The 20971-nt window shown below is 59.4% G+C and carries 25 protein-coding genes; 1 reads left to right on the top strand and 24 read right to left on the bottom strand.

What is annotated here, in order from left to right; translation table 11 throughout:
* Window positions 1-11: 11 nt before the first annotated feature.
* The 24 genes from J2Y56_RS14600 to J2Y56_RS14485 form a co-directional block, all read right to left on the bottom strand.
* Window positions 12-515: a phage major tail tube protein gene (locus tag J2Y56_RS14600; RefSeq protein WP_310350918.1), complete on the bottom strand. Its 504-nt coding sequence runs from the start codon at window positions 513-515 to the stop codon at window positions 12-14.
* Window positions 516-525: 10 nt separating this feature from the next.
* On the bottom strand, window positions 526-1686 hold the full coding sequence (locus J2Y56_RS14595; RefSeq protein WP_310350917.1) for a phage tail sheath family protein: 1161 nt from the start codon (window positions 1684-1686) through the stop codon (window positions 526-528).
* Between the two features lie 103 nt (window positions 1687-1789).
* Window positions 1790-2215 (bottom strand): tail fiber assembly protein, encoded by a 426-nt coding sequence (locus tag J2Y56_RS14590; RefSeq protein ID WP_310350916.1) that lies wholly within the window; start codon window positions 2213-2215, stop codon window positions 1790-1792.
* An 18-nt stretch (window positions 2216-2233) separates the two neighbouring features.
* Window positions 2234-4174 carry a phage tail protein gene (locus J2Y56_RS14585; protein ID WP_310350913.1) on the bottom strand — a complete coding sequence of 647 codons (1941 nt, stop codon included), beginning with the start codon at window positions 4172-4174 and terminating at the stop codon, window positions 2234-2236.
* The gene (locus J2Y56_RS14580) at window positions 4167-4775 is read right to left on the bottom strand and encodes a phage tail protein I (RefSeq protein WP_310350911.1); all 609 of its coding nucleotides are present in this window, start codon (window positions 4773-4775) and stop codon (window positions 4167-4169) included. Before J2Y56_RS14580 ends, J2Y56_RS14585 begins: the two co-directional genes overlap by 8 nt.
* 1 nt (window position 4776) lies before the next feature.
* Complete coding sequence (locus J2Y56_RS14575; RefSeq protein ID WP_310350909.1) at window positions 4777-5658, bottom strand: baseplate J/gp47 family protein; 882 nt, start codon at window positions 5656-5658, stop codon at window positions 4777-4779.
* Window positions 5655-5981, bottom strand: coding sequence for a GPW/gp25 family protein (locus J2Y56_RS14570; protein WP_310350908.1), 327 nt, complete (start codon window positions 5979-5981; stop codon window positions 5655-5657). Before J2Y56_RS14570 ends, J2Y56_RS14575 begins: the two co-directional genes overlap by 4 nt.
* 5 nt (window positions 5982-5986) lie before the next feature.
* Window positions 5987-6235: a hypothetical protein gene (locus J2Y56_RS14565; protein ID WP_310350906.1), complete on the bottom strand. Its 249-nt coding sequence runs from the start codon at window positions 6233-6235 to the stop codon at window positions 5987-5989.
* A 55-nt stretch (window positions 6236-6290) separates the two neighbouring features.
* A complete protein-coding gene (locus J2Y56_RS14560) occupies window positions 6291-6848 on the bottom strand; it encodes a phage baseplate assembly protein V (RefSeq protein ID WP_310350905.1) in 558 nt (185 codons plus the stop codon).
* Window positions 6845-7363, bottom strand: coding sequence for a hypothetical protein (locus tag J2Y56_RS14555; protein ID WP_310350903.1), 519 nt, complete (start codon window positions 7361-7363; stop codon window positions 6845-6847). Before J2Y56_RS14555 ends, J2Y56_RS14560 begins: the two co-directional genes overlap by 4 nt.
* Before the next feature lies 1 nt (window position 7364).
* The gene (locus tag J2Y56_RS14550; RefSeq protein WP_310350901.1) at window positions 7365-8021 is read right to left on the bottom strand and encodes a hypothetical protein; all 657 of its coding nucleotides are present in this window, start codon (window positions 8019-8021) and stop codon (window positions 7365-7367) included.
* Window positions 8018-8338 (bottom strand): hypothetical protein, encoded by a 321-nt coding sequence (locus J2Y56_RS14545; protein ID WP_310350898.1) that lies wholly within the window; start codon window positions 8336-8338, stop codon window positions 8018-8020. Before J2Y56_RS14545 ends, J2Y56_RS14550 begins: the two co-directional genes overlap by 4 nt.
* 2 nt (window positions 8339-8340) lie before the next feature.
* Complete coding sequence (locus J2Y56_RS14540; protein WP_310350897.1) at window positions 8341-9336, bottom strand: major capsid protein; 996 nt, start codon at window positions 9334-9336, stop codon at window positions 8341-8343.
* A 61-nt stretch (window positions 9337-9397) separates the two neighbouring features.
* Window positions 9398-9742 carry a head decoration protein gene (locus J2Y56_RS14535; protein ID WP_310350894.1) on the bottom strand — a complete coding sequence of 115 codons (345 nt, stop codon included), beginning with the start codon at window positions 9740-9742 and terminating at the stop codon, window positions 9398-9400.
* Entirely contained in the window at window positions 9739-10893 is a 1155-nt protein-coding gene (locus J2Y56_RS14530) for a head maturation protease, ClpP-related (RefSeq protein ID WP_310350890.1), read from the bottom strand. The genes J2Y56_RS14535 and J2Y56_RS14530 overlap by 4 nt, the downstream gene beginning before the upstream one ends.
* Window positions 10890-12371, bottom strand: a complete 1482-nt coding sequence (locus J2Y56_RS14525) for a phage portal protein (protein WP_310350887.1) — start codon at window positions 12369-12371, stop codon at window positions 10890-10892. The genes J2Y56_RS14530 and J2Y56_RS14525 overlap by 4 nt, the downstream gene beginning before the upstream one ends.
* The gene (locus J2Y56_RS14520; protein WP_310350886.1) at window positions 12371-12577 is read right to left on the bottom strand and encodes a phage head-tail joining protein; all 207 of its coding nucleotides are present in this window, start codon (window positions 12575-12577) and stop codon (window positions 12371-12373) included. The genes J2Y56_RS14525 and J2Y56_RS14520 overlap by 1 nt, the downstream gene beginning before the upstream one ends.
* Window position 12578: 1 nt before the next feature.
* Window positions 12579-14594 (bottom strand): phage terminase large subunit family protein, encoded by a 2016-nt coding sequence (locus J2Y56_RS14515; RefSeq protein WP_310350884.1) that lies wholly within the window; start codon window positions 14592-14594, stop codon window positions 12579-12581.
* Between the two features lie 4 nt (window positions 14595-14598).
* On the bottom strand, window positions 14599-15201 hold the full coding sequence (locus J2Y56_RS14510) for a terminase small subunit (RefSeq protein ID WP_310350882.1): 603 nt from the start codon (window positions 15199-15201) through the stop codon (window positions 14599-14601).
* A gap of 145 nt (window positions 15202-15346) precedes the next feature.
* Entirely contained in the window at window positions 15347-15691 is a 345-nt protein-coding gene (locus J2Y56_RS14505; RefSeq protein WP_310350880.1) for a phage holin family protein, read from the bottom strand.
* A 527-nt stretch (window positions 15692-16218) separates the two neighbouring features.
* Window positions 16219-16578 (bottom strand): hypothetical protein, encoded by a 360-nt coding sequence (locus J2Y56_RS14500; RefSeq protein WP_310350878.1) that lies wholly within the window; start codon window positions 16576-16578, stop codon window positions 16219-16221.
* Window positions 16571-18787, bottom strand: coding sequence for a VapE domain-containing protein (locus J2Y56_RS14495; protein WP_310350876.1), 2217 nt, complete (start codon window positions 18785-18787; stop codon window positions 16571-16573). Before J2Y56_RS14495 ends, J2Y56_RS14500 begins: the two co-directional genes overlap by 8 nt.
* Window positions 18777-19004 (bottom strand): TraR/DksA family transcriptional regulator, encoded by a 228-nt coding sequence (locus J2Y56_RS14490; protein ID WP_310350874.1) that lies wholly within the window; start codon window positions 19002-19004, stop codon window positions 18777-18779. Before J2Y56_RS14490 ends, J2Y56_RS14495 begins: the two co-directional genes overlap by 11 nt.
* Complete coding sequence (locus J2Y56_RS14485; protein WP_177413691.1) at window positions 18997-19515, bottom strand: phage regulatory CII family protein; 519 nt, start codon at window positions 19513-19515, stop codon at window positions 18997-18999. Before J2Y56_RS14485 ends, J2Y56_RS14490 begins: the two co-directional genes overlap by 8 nt.
* Window positions 19516-20185: 670 nt before the next feature.
* On the opposite strand from J2Y56_RS14485, the gene J2Y56_RS14480 reads away from it, so the two are divergent.
* On the top strand, window positions 20186-20917 hold the full coding sequence (locus J2Y56_RS14480) for a S24 family peptidase (RefSeq protein WP_310350869.1): 732 nt from the start codon (window positions 20186-20188) through the stop codon (window positions 20915-20917).
* The last annotated feature ends 54 nt before the right edge of the window (window positions 20918-20971 follow it).

The raw sequence follows: 20971 nt of genomic DNA, 5'->3' as shown, positions 1-20971 counted from the left end.
GATTTATTCCCTTAGAGGCCGAGTGCGGAGCGCACTTCGGCGAGCTGGTCATTGCCATCGATCACCTGAACACCGGCGATCATGTCGATTTCGTACATCAGACGGCCGTCGATTTCGAGCTTGTAGTAAACCGGCGCAATGGCGTGTTTGATCTCCGCCGGATCACCGGCTTTCCAGTCACCCAAGTCGACCTCTTTCAGCAGCCCGCGCAAGGTGGCCACGACTGCCGTGACCGTGCCTTTATGGCCGCGGAACGCACCACGGAAAGACGCGTTGAAGGCCGAGCCATCGGCCAGACCGAAGTGCTTGAGCGACTCACGGCGCACGCCTTTGGTGACAAACGACGCTTCCATCTTTTCCAGACCCTGGGACATTTCGATGGCACCGGCCATGCCACCGCCTCGATATTCGTCGGTTTTGGTGGTCAGCTTGGGCAAGGTCAAACTCGGCACGTCGCCAGCAAAGTTGATACCGTCGACGAACAGGTTGGTGTTGTACAAAGTTTGAGGAATCATCTAGCGCTCCTTAAGCGTCGAGGACTTCGGTCAACCACTGGTTGGTGACTTCGATCAGGAAGTTCGGGTTTTCCGCTGGCGGCACGTCGGTGAAGCGAATGCGCCAATACACCTTGCCTTGCTCGATTTGGCTGGCGGTGTTCATTTCGGTGTCCGCGAACACTTCAAAATTGATGATCGCGCCGGCGTTCTTCTGATCACGCATGAACGCCTGAAGGCCTTCGGTCACGTCGGTGACATAGGTCTTGGTGATCGACCGGTCGACCGCCCACTTGTGCCCCGCCTGGATCGCATCCATGAGGATGTCGCAGGTACGCACGCGGGTGACGAACGACCATTTCGCGTCACTGGACAGCGTGCGGTTGCCCCATAGGCGATAGCCACCATCACGAATGATCGTGGTGACATTGGCGTTGTTGAGCAGGTTGGCCCGGCAGGTGTCGTCGCCGTCGAGATATTCGATCGGGCGCTTAGTGCCGGTGATGCCGACAAATTCCTTGTTCGACGGCGAGGCCCAATAGCCATAAGTCGCATCGGTCCAGGCAAACAGACCGGCGACCCAGGCCGAGCCCGGCGCGTCAGCCGTCTTGCTCTCGACCGTGTCCCAGTACTGCACACCCGGATCGACCAGAAACACCCGCTTGCTGCCGAAGTTTTCGGCATAGGCCAGCGCGTCCTCGTCGGTGGTGTTCGACCCGTCGATAATGGCGATCGCGCGCAACTTGCCGGCCAGGGCATCCATGGCGGTTGCCACGGCTTGCGTCGAGGAATGCCCCGGGGCAATCAGCAGCTTGGGTTGGGCGTTGTGCTTGCTCTTGCCGTCCAGCAGCGCTTGCAGGCCGGTACGCTCGCCCGAGGCCAGCACGCCACCGATGATGGCTGAGGTTTGCAGCGCCTCGTCTTCCAGCTTGGCCACACCCACCGCGACGATCACCGCCTTGGCGCGAACATAGATCGCCTGGGCGGCACGGGTGATCGCCGAGTCAGCGCCAAAGGCGGCAGTCGCCTCGCGCTCGGAGGTGATCAGTACCAGCTCGCCGACCTTGGCCGTGACCAGAGGGCCCGGGGTGAAGGTGTCGCACAAACCAATGATCGAGGACGACGGCAAGGAAATGGTGCGCGCGCCGGTGTCGATCAGCGACGTGGTGACGCCGTGAAAAAAGCCAGTCATAGAGGTCTATCTCCAGAAACGAAAAAACCCCGCGTGAACGAGGCTGTGAGGGTGTCGGTGTTACGCGTAACGGAAAAGAAAACGCCCCGTCAGTGCGGGGCGTTTATTGGGTTTGCTCGGCCAGCCAAGGAACCGTCGGCGGGCGATGATCGATCAGCGGAAATTCGTCATTTTCCGGCCAGTTGCGCAGCGCCTGGCGGTATTGCTGCAACGCGCTGTATTGCTCAGGCGTCAGGGTAGTGGCGGCGCCACCTTCCAGCTCGTCGCGATGCCGCGACACCACGCCATCGGTCGCCAGCAAACACCCATCACGCCATTGCCGCTCAATGGCGGCCAACGCCTCAGACGACGGCGGCGGCGGGTCGATCAGCACCGGGTAACCATCATCCACCCAACCAACAACCTTGCCTTTACTTTGGCCATCCATCAGCGCGGCATGCAACTCGGCGGTAATTTCCACTACGTCATCCGGCATTGATGTATGGATTCTTTCATCGTAAAAACCGCGCTCAGCTTTTGAAGCGAACATAGATATTTCCCTTAGCAGTTAATAGCCGATGGCAACCCAATACCATGTTGCTGGCATAGCAGGGGTGCTGCCACCACCAAGCTGTGCGCGCCATGTAAATGAATTAGCATTAGCTATGTAGGCCGACACAATGACATTGTCGTCCCCGGACTTTGCATCGCTTGCCAGTACGACGGCAAAGGTATTAAAGGCTATCGGCAACGTAATACTTCCACTCGTGGCGCTAGACTCTACCCGTACGCCCCACTGAATAATCAGGCCGCTAGGTAGCTTCTGGTAACCGGTGGGGGAAAGCGCAGAGACGCCTGAACCACCGACCGCAATCCAGCCAGTGCCCGATGAGATGAACTCTGACGCAACGCCTTCGCTAAGCACAAAATTGGGCGAACCAACCACGGAGCCGTTAGGCCCGCTAAAGTTGCCATTTACGGAGGTTACGGTGACTTTGTTGCTCGACGCCGATGCCTGAATGTAAAGCCTGCTCCCAGCAGGCAGCAGTGTCAGGTCAGGCAATGTCAGGGTAATGGACACCCCGTTTGCATAGATGTACTTGCCAACATCGGCAGCTGTCAAAACAGTGTTTACCCCGTAGGCAACGTACCCGGCCAGATTGCCCGACGCCCGCTGAACAAACTCCGTTGTAGCAAAAGCCTTTGTGTTGTCGAACTGCGGCCGAGTGATCCAGTTTGGGCCAGACATAACGGCAGCATATTTGAGCGCAACAGAGCCGCCACGCAAACGCCATTCGCCCGTTACTTTGATGAAATAGGCGCTATCCCCTGCCCCTAGGACGATCGGCACAACGACGCCGTTTTGCGCAGACAGCACATCACTGCCAGAAGCCAAAACAGTGACAGTACCACCGCCACCAGCATTGGCCACCTCAAGTGTCGCCCCGTGCGGGACACCCGCCGTGGGTGGCAACGTCACATTGATCGGCGTTGCCGAGGACGCACTAACCACACTGCCTATACTTGAGTTGGTTAGAACCGTATTGACCCCAACCAAGTTCAGGTTTGAATATTCGACCCCCACCCGCTTCAGAAACGCCGAGTTGATCAGCAACTGAGAGCTGTCGAACTGAGCCGGCGTGTTCGCCGTTGGACTGATCATGGCCGGCGAGTTGATTGGAGCAAAGCCCTGCGTCACGTTCTGGAATGTCAGCGGCGTGGTGCCCAGGACAATCACCCCATCCGTGACCAGTTGCCAACGAGAGTCGGCCAGCGTAGCGCCTTGCTCAACCGATACCAGCAGCGCTGAGCTCACCTCGGTATTGGTTTCGGCATCCGGCGCACGCACCCAGGCAGGGGCAGCTGCAATGTAAATGCCGTTGTCCTTGGCCACAGCCTGATTTTTCACCAGCACCCGAGCGCCCGCCGGCACCGACACGCCGTCGATCACCTGAAGGCCTGCCAGCGCGATGTTGGCCGTGCTGGCCACCAACACCGATTGCTTGCTGTCGAGTTTGTACAGCTCTTCCAGAACTTTGTTATCGACATACTCGCGGGTCGCCAGCACCACCGACGGGTCAATCTTCAGCGTGATATTGCCGGTACTGGCGACGATGAAATTCATCCGTACCACTTGCGTGCGCCCGGAGCCTTGCGACAGCACCGGCTTGAAGCTCGGCGCGCAGTTGGCCACCGCCACCAGATCTCCGTCCGCGTCATACAGACCGATTTCGCGAATCCAATGCCCGCCCTCATCGGCAGGGATAATCTGCTCGGCGATAATCACCGCAGGGTTGACCGTGTCGACCCGTACCTGATTCAACGGCCGGCGGCGCCATTCGTTGATCAAGCTGGTTTGCGCCGCACTGGGCACCGGATCGGTGTTGTTGGCATCCCCCACGCCCATGTGGGTAAACTTCCAGGGCACGCCGAGCGCGTCGGCGTTCGCCTGCTTGGCCATCCCCACGTTCGTGAGGATCGCAAAAAATTGCGAATTCGCATCAATCATAATAAACGTCCAGGGTGTCTATGGAGTGTTCACGGCCAACCACACCGAGGGTGCCGCTGACCTCGATGTCACGCATCACCGGCGGGTAAACGTCGATTTCGTCGCCTTCGTAGACGCTGACCGCGATGTTCAAAACGCCTTGGGTTTCCAGGCAGATCGCCAGTCCCGTCAGGTGTCGGGTGACCGGCTTGGCGTCATCGATCAGGCGCTCAAGCTCCTGATACATTTCCTCGGTGATACCGGTATCCAGCACGCCCACCTTGAGCGCGAAGGTGCCCGGCACTCCTTCGGGCACCGTGTTGAACCACTCGATAATTTCAATCAGGTAACCCAGGGGCTCGACCACCCGGCGCAAGGCGCCGATGGTCCCCTTGTGGGCATGGATGTAGTAAGACGCCTTGATGGCGGCGCGCTTGGTCGCCTCGCTCCACCGGTAATCCCAGCGATCGACCGACCAGGCCCACGCAAGGTGCGGCAGCAAATGCACGGGGCAAGTCTCTGCGTTGTACAGCGTGCGCAGCGGGACAATCGTTTTGTCGTAGAACGCCGCCTCTAGGGCGCGCTCCAGTGGCGTGCTATTGACCGGTAGGAGACTGTTCATGTCAGTCCGCCGCGATCACGGTGAAGCCGGTACAGAACGCCGCTTGCGCCTTGGTCGGCGCCAAGTCGACCCAGCCGGTCAGCTCGACCCGGGACACACCGGCAATGTGCAACTGGGCATCCACCGCCGAACGCGCCACCTCCACCCCCAGGCGCTTGCGAGGATTGATCCATTTGGCGAGCCGGCTTTGCGCCTCGGCCAAACTGGCATCCGCCTCCGGGCCGGCGCCAGTCATGTGCAAAATGGCGTCAATGCGAAAATTGATAATCTGCGCACTCTGCACCGTCACGCGATCGGCAACCGGTCTGACGTCCTCGTCATTCAGCGCCGCCTTGACCGTGGCCAACAGCTCAGGCCCCGCATGGCCGTCCCCTTCGGTGCTCAACACCGTGACCGTGACGTGACACGGTGCCGGGCTTTCCGCCGTGGCGTCGGCCACCAGGCCCGAGGCATTGCGCGCATGCAAGATGTAGCTGGCACGCGGCCCGGCCGTGGTCAGGCCTTCGTAGGTCAACTGAATGCGTTCGCGGTATGGGTCGTCCTGTTCCTTGATTTCCGCCAGTGGCGGCACCGCCAACAGATCCTCGGCTTGAATGATCAGGCGCGGACAATTGACGTTACCCCCTAGGTGATCAAGATCGGAGCCCATGGCGTACGCCAATAGCTGCGCCTTGGCCGCATCGTTGACCCGGGCACGGTTGCCAATCTTGTTATAGGCCGCCACTTCCAGCAGCTTGACCACCGGATCACTTTCCAGCGGCGCGCTCCAGTTGTCGCCCATGTGCCCGCGAAAGACCCCCAGACCTTCCTCATACGCCGCTTCGAAATTCAGTGGTTCCAGCACGTTTGGCGCGGGAAGCGATGACAGATCCACGATGCTCATATGCCCACCTCCAACATGATGCCGTCGCCTTGGTACTTGCCGACTATTTTCAGATTGATTTGCCCGCCGATCACCGAAATGACCCGCACCTGGTCCAGCTTCAAGCGCGGTTCCCAACGACCCAAGGCCCTGGCAGCCTCCGCTTGTACGGAGCTTTTCCAGCCCTCATTGACAGGCAGGTCGACAAAGCGCCGCAGCGTGCTGCCGAACTCCGGCCGATGCCGACGACTGCCCAATGGCGTGCCCAAAATGTCGCCGATGCACTGCCGTAAATGCGCGATGCCGGAAATGGGCTGGCCGGTCTGGCGATCCATTCCGATCATCTGGATTACTCCCTCAGCAGTTCGAATTCGTCATGGGCCTTCAGGAACTTGATGGCGTCGGTGTCGGAGGTCGGCACCTCGACCACGCCCCCGATCACCGGCAGACCGCGCTGGGTTTCAGGCAGGATCAGCTGGCGTGAGGTGTAGAGCTTGTCGCGAAATTTCATCTGCGTTGAAACGAGTGCCGAGACATGTAACTGCACCGGCTCGTGGCTCGTTTGCGGGTCATTTATAGGCGCATCGATCTTGGCCATATGTTTGCTCCAGGCGTAAAAAAGCCCGCACATGGCGGGCCGTTGGCAAAGTGAATTAATGCGTGTGGTGGTTGCTGTTACCCGCAACGTCGAGGATCGCGCCAGCACTGGTAATGCCCTTCGTGACGTGTAATGCGCCCTCGATCATCACCGCCGCCGTCAACGTGATGTTTCCGGCCGTCACGTTAACGGCGCTGTCATTCACCACGGCTTCGGTCGCGCCGACCTTAATGGTCACCGTCCCGGTGGGCAGCGTGATGCTGTAGCTCTTGGCCGCCCAGTCGTAGACCAGCGAACCGCCATCCTCGAAACGCCAGACCTCCACATGATCGCGGTTATCCGGCTGGCCACCCGCATCACCGTAGAGCCCAGGAATGAACGTGCCCATGCCGGCTTGACCACTAGGGTTGAACAGCACCCCTTGTTCGTTCAGGCTCGGAGCCCGCCAGTGACGGGCCTTGCCTGCGGCCAGACTGTGCCAGCGCACCCATGCGCTGACCCAATCACCGGACTGCACCCGAACAGCGGCTGCCGCCAAATCCACACCCACCACCACGCAAGGCATCAACATGGCGGCAATCATGCGGTCATGCTCGGCACTGGCATAACTCATGGCACGTCATCCGCAGGGAAAAACTGCTCTTTGGTATCTTGGTTGAAACCGAACCACAGTGAGCCCGGTTGCTCATCTGGCCATGGCCATTGCTGCGGGCCGAGATAAATCTGCTGGTTCCACTCCACCAACCAAATGGTGTAACCATCCAGCTCTGGGCGAGTCCAGTCCTGCCCCGCCTGTATGAACTCAGCCGGTTCGACTTCCAAACCCCAAGTCTGCGCACGCAAAATCACCGCCAACTGGGTGGCCAGTTGGACCGCTTGCTGATGATGCTGCTTCGTGATTGGATCAACGACGATGCGCGCTTCGAACCTGCACACCAGGCTCGTTTCCCCGGTGCCGATGTCGACGCCCGGCTCAATCTCGGCCACTTCCAGAAACACCGCCGGCAGCGCCACACGCTCTTCAATTTTCGGCCAGGCTGTCACCGCACGCAGACCCGGCAACCCCACCAGCAATTGTTGCTCAATGGCTCGATAAAGTTGATCCAGGCTAAAAGGCTCTTCCGGCACGTCACTTACCCCTCAGGTACTTTTGCAACTCAAAATTGAATTCCTGCTGCAGGATCTGCAGCAGGCGCTCATCCGCTTTGCGTACCCAGCTTTCGAAATGGGGTCGCGCCTGCTCTAGGGACACCTTGGCCTTCGCAAGTGGAAACCGGCTGCCATTTTCAGCGACCCAACCTGAGCTCGGCCCGCGTGCTGATGACACCGTCGTGTCCGGATAGTCGCCGGCATCGAAATGCTTGCTCGCCGTGCGGATCCAGATATCAGGTTTATTGCCGTAGACCTGCTTGAGGAACGCGCCTTGGTAACGACGCCCAGCCACTGACACACCACTAGTAGTCTGCCGCGCTCCGCCGATCCGGCTGGACTCGATCGCGTTCAAGCCAAACCACAACTTGCCACTCATGGCCCCACCGGTGACCGGGTAGCTGCGCAAACGCTGCCGCACCGCCGCGACAGCGATGCGCTCCTGTCGACTGACCGCTCGGGCGATGTGCGTGCGCAACCAGCCGAGTGTCTTATTGATCGCTCGACGATGTGCGGCGGCCGCCGCTTTGGGCACGACCTTGGCAAAGTCCTGAAACGCTTGCAGATCCGCCGACGAAGACTGGATGGTGACCATCCCACCACTGGCTGAGGACTTGTAATAGCTACCCACGCTCATGCACGCATCCTCAGGATCAAAGCGACCAAACCGTCACCGCCGGGCTCCAGCTGCAGCAGGTCATAATCGCCCCCGCCATCCAGGGCAGGTAGATCGACGCTGACCAACATGCCCTGCTTCAGGCCGTGGGAATCGCTGACCCGGATCTCAAAACGAGGCTCGCGCAACCCGGTGTTGAGCTTGCCGAATTTCGGCTGTAGCCAGGGGGCAGCGAACATACCGAGGACGGGCTCCTCGCGTCCTTCGATGCGAGCGCTATCGCCCAGCGTTTCGAATACAACTTCGTCGACCTCGGTGATCAGGTCGCGAAAGGCCATGGTCAGAGTTCCAGCAGGATCTGCGCACGAGGTCGCGTGCACAGGTGCAACGGGTTGGACTGCGCTTCACCGGCCATGCCTTTGTTGAACGGCAGTGGCTCGATCATGCTGTAGTAAGGAATGCCCTGGGTGTTGACCGTTTCCATGTAGTCGGCCGGGGCGAACACCGAGATGTACAGATCGGGCACACCTTCGGGGATCAGCAGCGCCTTGTCGTCGTGGACAAACGAAACGCCGGCCACCTTGCCACGGTAGCGCTCCCAGATAATGCCGCCGAACTCGAAGCTTTCACGGGCATCACCGCGCAACGCCGCCGCTTGTTGGCTGTTCAGGTAGGTTTCCTTGACCGACTTATGAACGATGAGCTTGTTCCAGAAATTTTTGCCGCAGAAGGCACGGGAACTGGTGCTGGTCACACTGCCGAGCGCATCTTCTTGCATGTCCAATGCTTCGCCGCATTTAACCCGCAGTTCGGTGCTCGGATCCGCCAAGCCCATGGGCAACTTTTGACGCTGCACACCGAAGCGATCGTAAAGGTCCAACAGCACGGTCGAACCATCGGCATCGAGGATCAAACCGTTGAGCGCGCCCAAGCGTTGGAATTCATGCGTCGCATCCAACTGACGGCGCGCTTTGGCCAGGCGGGCATTGACCACGTCCTGCACCGCCTGCAGCTCGGTTCGAGTACCGAAGGCACGAATGCCCTGGATCTCGTCGGCCTTGATGGTGAAGCGCTCTGGCAGGTGAACAGTGTTGAACGGGATCAGGTTGCGCTTGCTGGCCGCGACGACCAGACCAGAACCACCCCGTTCACCAGCAGGCACGAGTGCCAGGGTGTCGCCGTCCTTTTCGATCTGTACGGTCAGGGTGGTGATGCCTTCCTCGCGGAACAGGCCCAAAGCACTGATGCGACCCGGCAGGTAGGGTTGATCATTGAGTGCAGCGGTGAGTGCGGTAACGGTAAATGCTTCGTCGTCAAAAATGGCGATCTCGGCCATGGGTTATCTCCAGAAATGAAAAACCCCGCATAAGCGGGGTGCATGAACTTGGGTGATCGACTTAGCGAACGATCAGAAAACGAGTGGCCAGCGTTTTTTCAGCGTCCAGATCCAACCCGGTCAGATGCGCTTCGCTGACTTCCGCCAAGCGCACAACCGCACGCCCTCGACGTACTACATCCGACTCACCCAGCGGACCGAAGAGAATGGCGACGGCCGTCTCGCTGCCGTCTTCGGCGGCAGGAGCGTACGGTGCGAACTCACCCGTGGCCGTTACCAGGCCGAGGATCTGACCCGGGTCCAACGCAGGACCGGCGGCGACGTTGATCGCTTCACGCGAGATGTTCCCCGCCCCTTCGGACAGCAGAAACTCACCGGCGTGGATCGGTTCTTTTTTGATGGTCATGCTCTTGCTCCTTTCGCGCCATGCGCAGTTCCAGATTGAGCAGCTTGTCGAGCGGCCCAGATCGAAGTTGGATCAGGTTGTTTGGCCTGCACCTGTGGTGCGGGGTCATCGTTCAGCGGCAAGCTGTTATCAATTTCGAAACCTTTGCCGCTGGTGACGATCTTGTCGAACAACCGCGCCCGCACCGCCGCGACGTCCAGCCCAGCGGATACATACTCAGCACTGAACTCCGGCAGCCGTGCAGCAACACAAAGGTCATTCACGGCCTTGGCACGGGTCAGACCGGCTTGAACGATCGCTTCGCTTTCCAGCTTCGTGGAGCTGAGCAGCGGCTCGATCAGGTTGTTGATGCCGGCCTCGGCACAGCGCTGAGTGATCATCAGGGCCAGCTTGGCCGAATCGATCACAGGTGGTGTAGGGGGCGGATCATTGGCCGGCAGATCCGGATCAGGTTCTGGCGGTTCGTCGAGCTGAGCCAGCAATTCGGCCGGTGCGTGCTGGTAACGCTGCAACACGGCACCATGACCGAGACAAGCCTTCACCGTGACACCGTCACCGATTTCATCAGCCAATCCCAAGGCCACCGCTTCACTGGCGGTCAACCAGGTTTCAGCGGCAACCAGACGTCGCAACTCCTCCTCATCGATGTCCGGCGCCTTGGCCTTGTAGGCCGCAATGATCGCTTCCATCGTCTGATCGAGGACGTCGGCCACCTTGCGGAAGTCTTCGGCATCCCCCGCCGCGTAGGTCCAAGGGTTGTGAATCATCAGCATGGCATTGGACGCGATCACCACCCGGTGCGCGCCGCACACCGCCACGCTGGCCGCGCTCGCCGCCAGCGCATCAACTCGACCGGTACAGCGCTCACCCAACCGCGACAATGCGTTGTGCATGGCCAACCCGTCGAACAGGTCACCGCCGATGCTGTTGAAGGCGGCGATCACGGGCGAAACGCCGTCGTCCAGCGCGTGCAGATCCTGCACGAACTGATTGGCAGTGATACCCCAACCGCCAATCTCGCCATAGACGAAGACCTCGATCACTCGCTCAGCAGCGTCACCGCTGGCTTGCACCGTGTACCAGGTATCGTCCTGCACCGGCACGCGCTTGCCCGCCCGGTTATAAACGCGTGGTCGCGTTTTCTTGCTCATGGTTGCTCCTTGTCGTCGAGGGGGACGAACGCGTCGAGGGTGGTGTAATTCAGACCAAGGGCTGTGGCCCGGGCCAAGTCGGCGGCGTTTTCCGCATCGACCGTTTCGGCGTCATAGCCGGTGCGCAGGACCATCTCGCTACGCGAGGCGAAACCGGCCTGCACTTCCATGCGACGCGCCTGAACGTCCTGCACAGGCTGAATGTAGGCCCAGCCTTGCGGAACCCAACGGGTACGCAGGTAATGACGGCGTCGCTGGGCGTAGTCGTCCAGCACCAGCACACCGGACAACACTGCCATGTCCATCCAGGCCGCCCGCACTGGGCGGCAGAATTGGTGCACGTAAACGCTGAATTGCAGTTGTTCCAGGCGGCGGCGAAACTCGTTGAGAACGACCCGCAGTGCTCGATCGTTGACCTCGCGCATGTCGCCGGTGAGGATTTCGTACGGCGTACCCGTACCCGCTGCGGCCGCCATCAGTTGCTGCCGCATGAAGTCGGGATAGTTGTTGCCAGCGTCCGGCGGCTTGGAGAATTCAACCTCTTCACCCGGCCCCAGCTCCTGCATGGTGCCGGGCTCCAGCGCAACCATCGGCGTAAAGCCATCGCGATCCAAACTGAGAGGCTGGCCGGTAACTGGATCTCTAGGCACCGGACCCGAGTCCGGCGCCGGTCGACTGATGAAGCCGGCAAACAGGTTGGCCACTTCCTGCCGAAACAACACCGCGTCGTCGTAGTTGTCGAGACTGCGCAGGCGTTTAAGCACCGGCGACAAGCGCGGCACGCCACGCAGTTGTCCGGGCTCGACTGGCTCGAAGATATGCAGCACCTGGGCGGCGGGCACCCGTACCAACTGGTTGTAGCCAGCGTTCAGCGATGAGGCATCTCGGGGATGCGACAGGTACATCCAGTACGCCACGCGTTTGCCGCCTGGGGTGAATTCGATACCAGCGCGAATCATGTTGCCGGTTTTGGTGGTTTCGAACTTGTCGTGTGGCACAAACTCGGGGGCCAGAATCTGTAGCTGCAACGGTACCGCGAGCCCTTCATCCAGACCGCGCGGTCGAAGTCGCACGAAGCATTCGCCCGAGGTCTCAACCGTCCGGGCCACCAGCGCCTGCTGGCCGTAGAAGTCGGTGCGTTCATCGGCATCCGACTCATCGACCCAGTCGTCCCAGAGTTCCTGCAGCAATCGGCGCAGGACTTCATCGTCTGTTTTTGGCCGAGGTGTGATGCCGGTGCCGATCAAATTACTGACGCGCTTATCGATCACGTTGTAAGCGTATGGATCATTACGGACCGCTGCCCGCGAGCGCGAACGCAGGTTACGCAACGCCGGGGTGTTGATGCTGTTGATTCCGTTGTCCGGCGCATCCCAGCCAGTGGAGCGACGCCCCTCCCCGGCGCCTTCGTAACTGGCTTTGATGTTCGACGGCAACACGAATCCGTTACGGGTGAGCGTCGGATAGTGGCGGGCCATTAGATTCCCTTGCCTCCGTGGTACAGCCGAACCACCCGAGAACGTGGTCCAGCTGCGCTGATCAGCGAGGTACGGATTTCTTCGCGAGCCTTGAGCAGCTCGTCGACAGTACGGTACTCCACGGTACGGTCGGAGTAGCGCACGACTTTTTCACCGCGCGCGATGGCCGCCTCAACTGCGTCGAGGTGCTTTTGGGTAAAGGACATATCAGCGTCTCTTCAGGTAACCGCTGCTGGAGCTGCGGCGTTGAGATGGCGGTGCTGCGGGTCGCGATTGCACGATCGGAGCAACGGGTGGCGAAGCTGGTTGTGCTGCAGCTGCTGGTGTTGCTTGCCCGGTGATGCGTTCACCTTGAACAGGCTTGATGCCCAGCGCTTCGTCAAAGAGTCCCGACTGCGCCAGTGACTGACGCACCCGCTCCCAGTCGTGTTCCTTGTAGCGGTTGAGCCCGAGGTAGTGCGCCATCGCCAGGCAATACACCATCAGGTCCAACGCTTCGTTGCGCTCAGCCTTGCCCTTGACCCACTCAATACGCTTGTGACCACGCACGTAACGGGCGACTTTGCGCTCGGCGACGCATTGGTCGAAGAAATCGTCCGGTAGGTCGCAGGCAAAGTGCAGTGCACCTGGGCCGGCTTCGAATGGATAGCGGTTGTAGATCCAGTCCTTGGCCGTGTCGGTACCGACGAACCACAGTTCGGCCCCATTGCGTTCGGTCTGGCCCTTCCATGTCACATCGACCATGGAGGGACGTTGAGCGATCACCGGTTTACCAGGCTTGCTCGCGCCCTTGATGGCGAATACGTTGCGCCAACGGCGCACACGGCAGAACTGGTAGACCTCGTCGGTGTGATGGCCGCCGGAGTCGACGGCCACCGCAAGAATGCCGAGGCCTACACCGCACGGATGGCGGTACTTGGCCTTGAGCAATTCATCCAGCGCCGCCCACGTGCGTTCGTCGGCGGGGTCGCCCGAGACCACCTGGTAATCGACGACCCAGCGCTCCATGCCGACGCCCCAGCCCATCGCCATAAATTCCAAGCGGTTGGCCTGAACGTCGACGGAGCCAGTGATCATTAGCACCGCTGCCGGTAGCGAGCCGAGGGTGAAGCACTCCAACCGCGCACGCTGTCTCAATACGTCGGCTTTGGTTTGCTCTTGCGCGCTATCCCAGACCTTGGCCAAACGGGTGTTGTAAAACACCTGCATGGGCTCAAGATCGCCTTTCGCCTGGGCCTTTTTTGCTTTCTCAAATTGCTTGGCCAGCGACTTCCAGTCCATCCAGCCGAGCGGTGAATACAGCGCGTTGAGATGGAAGCCCACCGTCTCGCCATCACCCTCAGCATGGGAGCGCCATTCACCCTGGGCCAGCATCTCGCCCTTGTGATACTCCTCGATCAGCACGTCACAGTCGGGGCCGGCGCACTGGTAATGCACCAAGCTGAAATCCTTGGAGTAATGTAGGCGCTCCCATTCCAGCGTTTGCATATGCCCGCAGTTCGGACACGACACGTAGTAGTGACGCTGGTCGCTGCCGTCGAACAGGTCGGAAATGCGGGAGGCACCCTTGATCGTTGGCGAGCTGGAGAAATAGAACTTGGCGTTGCGGCCGAAAGTACTGCCCCGGGTTTCCGCCAGCTCGATGGGATCGCCCTCCTCGCCGATGTCCACTTCCCAGCGGTCGATCTCGTCGCCATACACGTAGCGCGCCGAGAGCTCCGACAGGTTGGCTGCTGAGCCGGCGGTGGTGACGTACAACGTCCCACCCTCGAACTCCTTGGTGTCCATGGTGTTGCGTGAGTCGCGCGAGCGGTTGGCAGCGACCCGCTCACGCAACACCGGAGTCGCCTTGATTGTTTTGCCAATTCGCGACGACACGCGTTTGGCCAAACCGAGGCTCGGCAGCAGCGCCAGGATGTTGGACGGCGCCATGTGCATCAAGCCGCCGATCCAGTTGAGGCCAATCTGGGTTTTCATCAACTGCGACGCGACCATGGTAATCACACGCTTGCACGGGTGAGCTGGTGACAGGCAACGCATCGGCTCGCGGGCATACGGTGTGCGCGAAGTGCGGTATTGACCGGGCTCTGCGGCGCCGGTGTCACGCGGGATGCGCATGTACTCATCGGCCCACTGATCAATCCAGACATCCGGATCAGGGCGTAGCCCACGGAAATACGCCTCGCGGTACACCTCTGCACCGTCAGGGATTTCTGTGGGCATGGGTTTAACTCGGGGTCAGTGCATGTTCAAGGTCTGCCAAAGACATGCGCTCGGCATCTTCCAGTGAGCGGCGGATCGCCGCCGTGAGGTGCTTTTCGATTTCCCACGGGTCGGTCATGGACGCCAGTTCGGGCGCCAGTTGCGGTGGCATGCCGAGCAGCTGATCGCGCAGCATGCGACCGGCGTTATAGGCGCCAGTCTGAACCGCCGACATGGACACCAATGACCCCTTGGCCTTGTGCAGTTCGATCTCGGCGAGCTGCGCCAGGTTATGTTCGCGCAGTGCCCGGGCTTTCTGGAAATCGGGTAGCGGCCCCGCCTGGGTAATCGCGGGCGGCGGCGCAGCCGTTGAAGTCGGCTCGACATGGCTGGATAACTGGCTGTACACGTCACGCTGGAGCCGATCCTGCTGATGGCGATCGGCGACAGCGGCCTTGCTGGGATCGGCGGTATCGCGAATCAATGCTTCGCTGGCTGAGACATCGACCTGCTTACCATCGGCGGTCAACACCAAGCGGTTGTTGTTTTTCAGCCAGGTGATGTAACTGGGCGCCCTGCCGATTCGAGCCGCGAAGGCGCTTTTAGACAGGTACATTGGTTCTGTCATAAGCCCTCCTTTTCAACGGCTTTTCAATGCAAACCTATCAATTTCAATGGATTGAATTTCAGTAAGCTGGCAACGCTGCCGCTAACAATTTCCCGCGGGTTTCCGACCCCGTACCCTCCGAATAACCCCAGGGTCCCCGGCGGTTTCAGGCTGACCCGCCGCCATTCGGCGGAACATCGCACACGCCAAGCCGCTTGGCTGCCCAGCGTTCGTACAAGCCGATGGCAACATCCGCGCCCGCCATCGCGGTGAGGCAACCCAAGGCGCCCGCCGTCCAGAGCGACATACCCGCCGCGATCATCAACATCATCGCCGACACCCCGCAGACAATGCAGGCCCCGGACCGAAGCGCGAGGCGGCGCAACAAGGCCCAGCCCCGCGCCCCATCTTTGTCAGCCCGCCACATCTCCCCCGATACGCCACCGACCAGAGCCAGGACGATCACTAACCAGATCGGCATTTCTGCCAGCGCTTGTTGCTCGTTTGTCATCGCCAACCCCTAAACGCAAAAACCCGGCGCAATGGCCGGGTTTGGTGGTGTGGTGCCTGCCGCTCTTTGCGGTCGCACCTATCGAAGATGACTACTTTTTACAGGTCGATTCCGGTGGCAGCAACCCTGTTTTAATGCCACCCGGTGAATAAGTGGGCAACGTAGGGTGAACGCCTAGCGAATGTCGGCGAATACACATCCCCGGCATTCTGTTCCTGCGGTGGTGTCCCATACGTCCCACTTTTCAGAATCGAAGTAGGACACCTGAGAGCGCCTGAATTCGGGGCATCGCCCCACTGTCCTACTTATCTTTCTTCTGTCTCGTGTAAAGGAAGAAATTTAATGAACACGCGTTCGCGCGTAAGCGCGTAGTGCTCGCTCGCTACGCTCACACGAGCGGGAGGCGCTACTAGGCGGGACAGTGGGACAACCCAACAACGACAAGGCCCGCACCTGTCCCACCGCATCAAAACGCAGCGAGACAAGACGGGCCAGTGGGACAACCACAACCGGAACGATGCCTGGGGTCACGCAGCCAGCCCCATCATCACGCCGAAGATCTGCAGATGCGCATCATGCAAGCGCTGGTAGTACATGTCGCGACCACAACCGCAGTGGGCATACCGCAAGCGCATATCTACATCGAGCGTGCAGTAATGCTCCCGCACCACCGTCACCAGCTCTGGCGAGAGGTGCTTGGTCACGATCAGCTCAATGTCCAACGAACTCTCCAGCGGCGCGCGGAAAGCACGTCGCCCCCTGATCAGTTGCCCGTTGCTCTCCATCATCATGGCAACCATATTTCCCCCAGCCAGCCCTCCTTTCGAATGTTCTGAATGCAGCTCCTGCGCCCACAACCGAAGCAGCGAATCGATCTCCTTAATCAAAACAAGGCTCCTCGAACGCTTCACGCTGCAATGCCGATGCACCGCCCCACCCTGTCGGCTTCTTGTAAGCCCAAGGCCGCTGTCCACTCTTCACCAATGCAGGCAACCGCACGCGCCGCCAACCTAGCCGATGCATGATCGCCCCGACCCGCATTTGCTCAGGTTTGCCCCAATGCCCAAAGTCCAATTTAAGCGCATTGGCCAGCACCTCGCTCCCGGTGGTGGTCTCACCGATCTGCGACTCTTCCAGCCAGGTCAGAATTGGCCCTTCCCATTCATCCACCACAAAGCGCTCGTCCTGCTCTTCGCCGAACATTGCAGCCTCATCGAGCGTCACCCACCAGAGATCGCCCGCGTCGTAGCAGAACACAGCCTCAGCCCAAAGCTGATCACGCATCGAGCGCAACAACTCCAAATCGACCTTGGTACACGCGACCGGCCAGTAACGCCGGTTGCCGGTGGCATCTTTCAGGTACTCGTCTTGGTTGGTTGTGCCCACGAAAACACACTGGCGTGGCACGTCCATCGTTCTGCGGCCGTAGCTCTCGCGATAAGTGTCAGTGGACGCCGAAAAAAACTGCTTGGCCTTCGTACTCTCAGCCTTGTTGAAGCTGTCCAGCTCGCCCAGCTCGACGATCCACTTGCCCCGAATCGCCTGAAACCCGTCCTTGTCGCCCAGCGCAAACGGCGTGTCCATAAACCACTCACCGCCGAGAATGCTCATCGCGGTGGACTTACCTGCGCCCTGCGCGCCCTCAAGAATCATCACCGAGTCAGCCTTGCAGCCAGGCTTCATCACCCGCGCCACCGCCGACAACATCCAGCGTTTGCCGACCTTGCTCGTGTAATCGGTGGCCTTAACGCCCATGACATCGGTAAGCCAACTTTCAAGCCGGGGCACCTGATCCCACTGCACCTTGCGCAGGTACTGCCGCACTGGATGAAACGCATGGTCATGCGCAACCACACTCACCGCTTCGATCACATGCGAAGCCTTGACCCGCAAGTTGTACTGCTGCGCGAGCCACTTCATCACCCGCACATCATCAATGTCCACCCAATCGCCCGTGCCGCCGCCATAAGGCGCCGCACGCAGCTTTACGATCTTCGAACTGAAGGCACTGTAACTAATGACCCCGGCCCAACGCTCATCATTGGCCAGGATCAACTCGACATTTTGCATGTGCGCGATCAACGCGCCGCTTTCACTGCGGGCCAGCATGTCTTTCCAGCCACCAGCAGCCGGCGGCTTGACCACCGCCAACACCTGACGGCGCACAGCTTCCAAACCTTCCGCGACATGCAGGTCGTTGAAGTCGGTCCACTTGGCTCCCCGCTCACCGGAAAAGATCGGAGCAACCACCTGGCCACCAACGATCAGCGCCGCGTTATTGGCCTTCTCTTCGCCGGGGTTCCAGGCATCGCCATTGGGCTTCGTGGTCTTCCAATCATCATCGCGGCAGATGATCAGCGGACAGCCGGCAAACCGCTCGCGCATAGCCTTGCAAACCACCAACAGATTCCCGGCATCAAACGCAATGGCCACAGTCAGTGACGTGGCCATATGCAGACTTGCGCCGGTAGCGTATCCCTCACACACCAGCACCGGCTCACCCGGATCTGGATGCGGCCCGATCAGGTGAAACGCGCCCTCCTTCGACATACCATAGGGCCAGTAGGATTTATCCCGTCCGGTGTCTTCTTGAATGGTCGGGAACACCACCTGCAAGCCGACGATCTCATCGCGGACATTGCTCATCGGCACCAAAAACGCACCGGTACGCGGCGCATATCGAACACCGAACCCCACAATCTGCTTGCGATCCAGATAGCCGCTACGGCCCTTCTCTGGCATGCGTTTGAACATACCCGCTGCACGCTTCGCGGCACGACGTGCCGCGTTAGCCGATATCTCAGCCGCGCGGCGTTTGGCCTCTTCCTGCCGAGCGCGCATAACTTCGCGTTCTTCAGGCGACATCCGCCCAGCCTTGACCTTGATCTTCTGAGACTCGCCTGAACGCCAGTCACCGAACGCACCGAAGATCAGCGTCTCGCCTCTCTCCGTGTGCTGTTCATGGACGACATACCAGCCATTCTTTTCCTTGCCCTTGTCCTGCGAAGTCTTACACCGGGTCAGCTTGCCAAACACCAGCGGCTGCGCAGGCTCAAGGCCGTAGTCCGCGAATTGCCCCAACACTTCATCGAGCATGGATGGCCTCCATGATCTCCTCGACCTCTTGGCAGCTCACGCATTGCGTGCAGCCAGGAACAGCTAAACGCCGTCCCTCGGGGATTGGGCTGTCGCAGTTTTCACAGAATAGAAACGAATGCGCCGCCATTGCAGGTTTAGCGGCGTTGCGTGCAGCGAGCGCCTGATCGATACGCTCTTGCACCAGGTCATTAGCAAAATCCGCGATGTCAGCCACGATCAACACCCCGCGTCGTCTGGTTGACATACGTGGCGCGGTTGAACAACCCCAACAGTCCCTGAATTCCACGAAACACCTGCAGGCGAATTGCGGCCAGTTCCTCATCGGACACAACCCCGTCGCCAATGCTCTTGGCCCATGTATCCGCCAGATCCGCCACTTGCCGGAAGTACTCGGCAATTCCGGTGGTCAGCGTCTCGGGCATATCGTTGGTGTACGCCTCAGCCAGCTCCTGCCAAGTCGTGTCACCGACCAATGCATGCACCGCATCCAGAATGCGACGATCCTTGGTCAGCTCCAGAATCTCGCCGAACTCTTGAATGTTCACCGTATGGCTGGGGTGGGTTGGGGACAGCTTGTGCTGCAGCGTGGTCGCATTTCGGCCGGTGGTGGCGGCGATAGCAGCGGCGCCGCCGGGGTAGTCCCGTGCGGCATGGTAAAGCGCAAGATCGAGCGGCAAAACTTCCCGCTGAGCCCGGTCTAGAGAGCTCAGAATGATACGGCTCATGGCATTAATCCTTGTAAGTTGCCAGTGCCGCGCGGCGTGCAGTGGTGATACATTTGCCGCGTGGCTTGAAAGGCCTAAACGCCGGCTAGATCTTCGGGATCGATACCGGCACCGTGCCAGGGCGAGCAATCCGTTGCTCACCCCTGGCGCAACAGCTGCCAAATCTGTGGTGGAAGAGGCAGCAACACCAAGGCTTCCGAGCCTTGGAAAAGCGCGATAAAGGAAGACGGTTGCATGTGGTGTGCCCGCATACCTTTATCGCGACCCGACAGCGCTGTGGTGGTGCGTGCCGGGAGGAACTGGGCGGCCTTTGGGTCGCCTTTTTTCTTGCTACGCTGCGGCTTTGTGAGGTGCCGATGCATTCAATAGCCAAGTTGCTTGGAAGGCATTACCTTTCTGCTTCCCTGCCGTCGCCAATAGCTCAGCGTATTTGGTTTCACCTGTGTAATCCGTTCGTGGGAGGCATGCAGCCTGACGCCATTTGTTCAATGCCTGATAGCTTCTATTGCATACCTTCGCGGCGGCCCCGATGCCGCCTACGGCTTCAAACGCGAATGCAATCGCGCTAGGAAAATCTGCGGGGTCCAACATGACAACCTCCATTTATCAACTCTCGGTTGATGTTATAGATCAACTGACTATTGCGCAACCTTTATGAGACTCTCAACTCATGGTTGATAAAAATACTCTCCGCGCAGCGTTCAGCGAGCGCCTACACGAAGCACTCGACGATGCCGGTATACGAAGCCGAGGTCGGGGTGTCGACATTCATCGCCATTTAAAGAGCTTAGGAGTTAATAAGACCACTCAGGCAGTAAGCAAATGGCTAAATGGCGAAGCGATGGCCGAAGCGGACAGCATGACTGCGCTTTGCTCATGGTTAAAAGTGCGCAGAGAATGGCTGGAGTATGGCGTGTTACCGAAGGCACAGACTGGTGAGAGCAATATTCACCACCTAATAGTCGGTGATGGGAGTAATGTCAGCGAAGTGGGGCAACACTTTGGCAAGGTCCCGTTGATCTCCTGGGTGCAGGCAGGGGCTTGGTGTGAGGCGATTTCAAACTTTGAATCATATGATGCTGATTCTTGGTTATCCTGTCCCGTCCCGATCAGTGATCAAGGGTATGCATTGAAAGTTCTAGGCGACTCGATGACAAACCCAGGACCCGGGCGTAGCTATCCAACAGGCTGCATTATCTTTGTAGACCCTGACGCAGAAACCAAGACGGGTGATCGCGTAATAGCTCGGCTTCCGCGCACCAATGAAGCCACATTTAAAGTTTTAGTAGAAGATGCGGGTAGACAATTCCTGAGGCCTATCAACCCTCAATATCCGATCATCGAAATTACCGAAGAAACGCATATTTGCGGCAAAGTAGTAGGAACATTCGTTCCCGAGTGACAAAAAAATTACTGCAATAAAAATCCGAGCCAACATAAATTGGCTCGGACAAAC

The organism is Pseudomonas sp. BE134, from assembly GCF_031456105.1.
GTDB lineage: Bacteria > Pseudomonadota > Gammaproteobacteria > Pseudomonadales > Pseudomonadaceae > Aquipseudomonas.
This window is presented reverse-complemented; position numbering and strand designations above follow the sequence as displayed.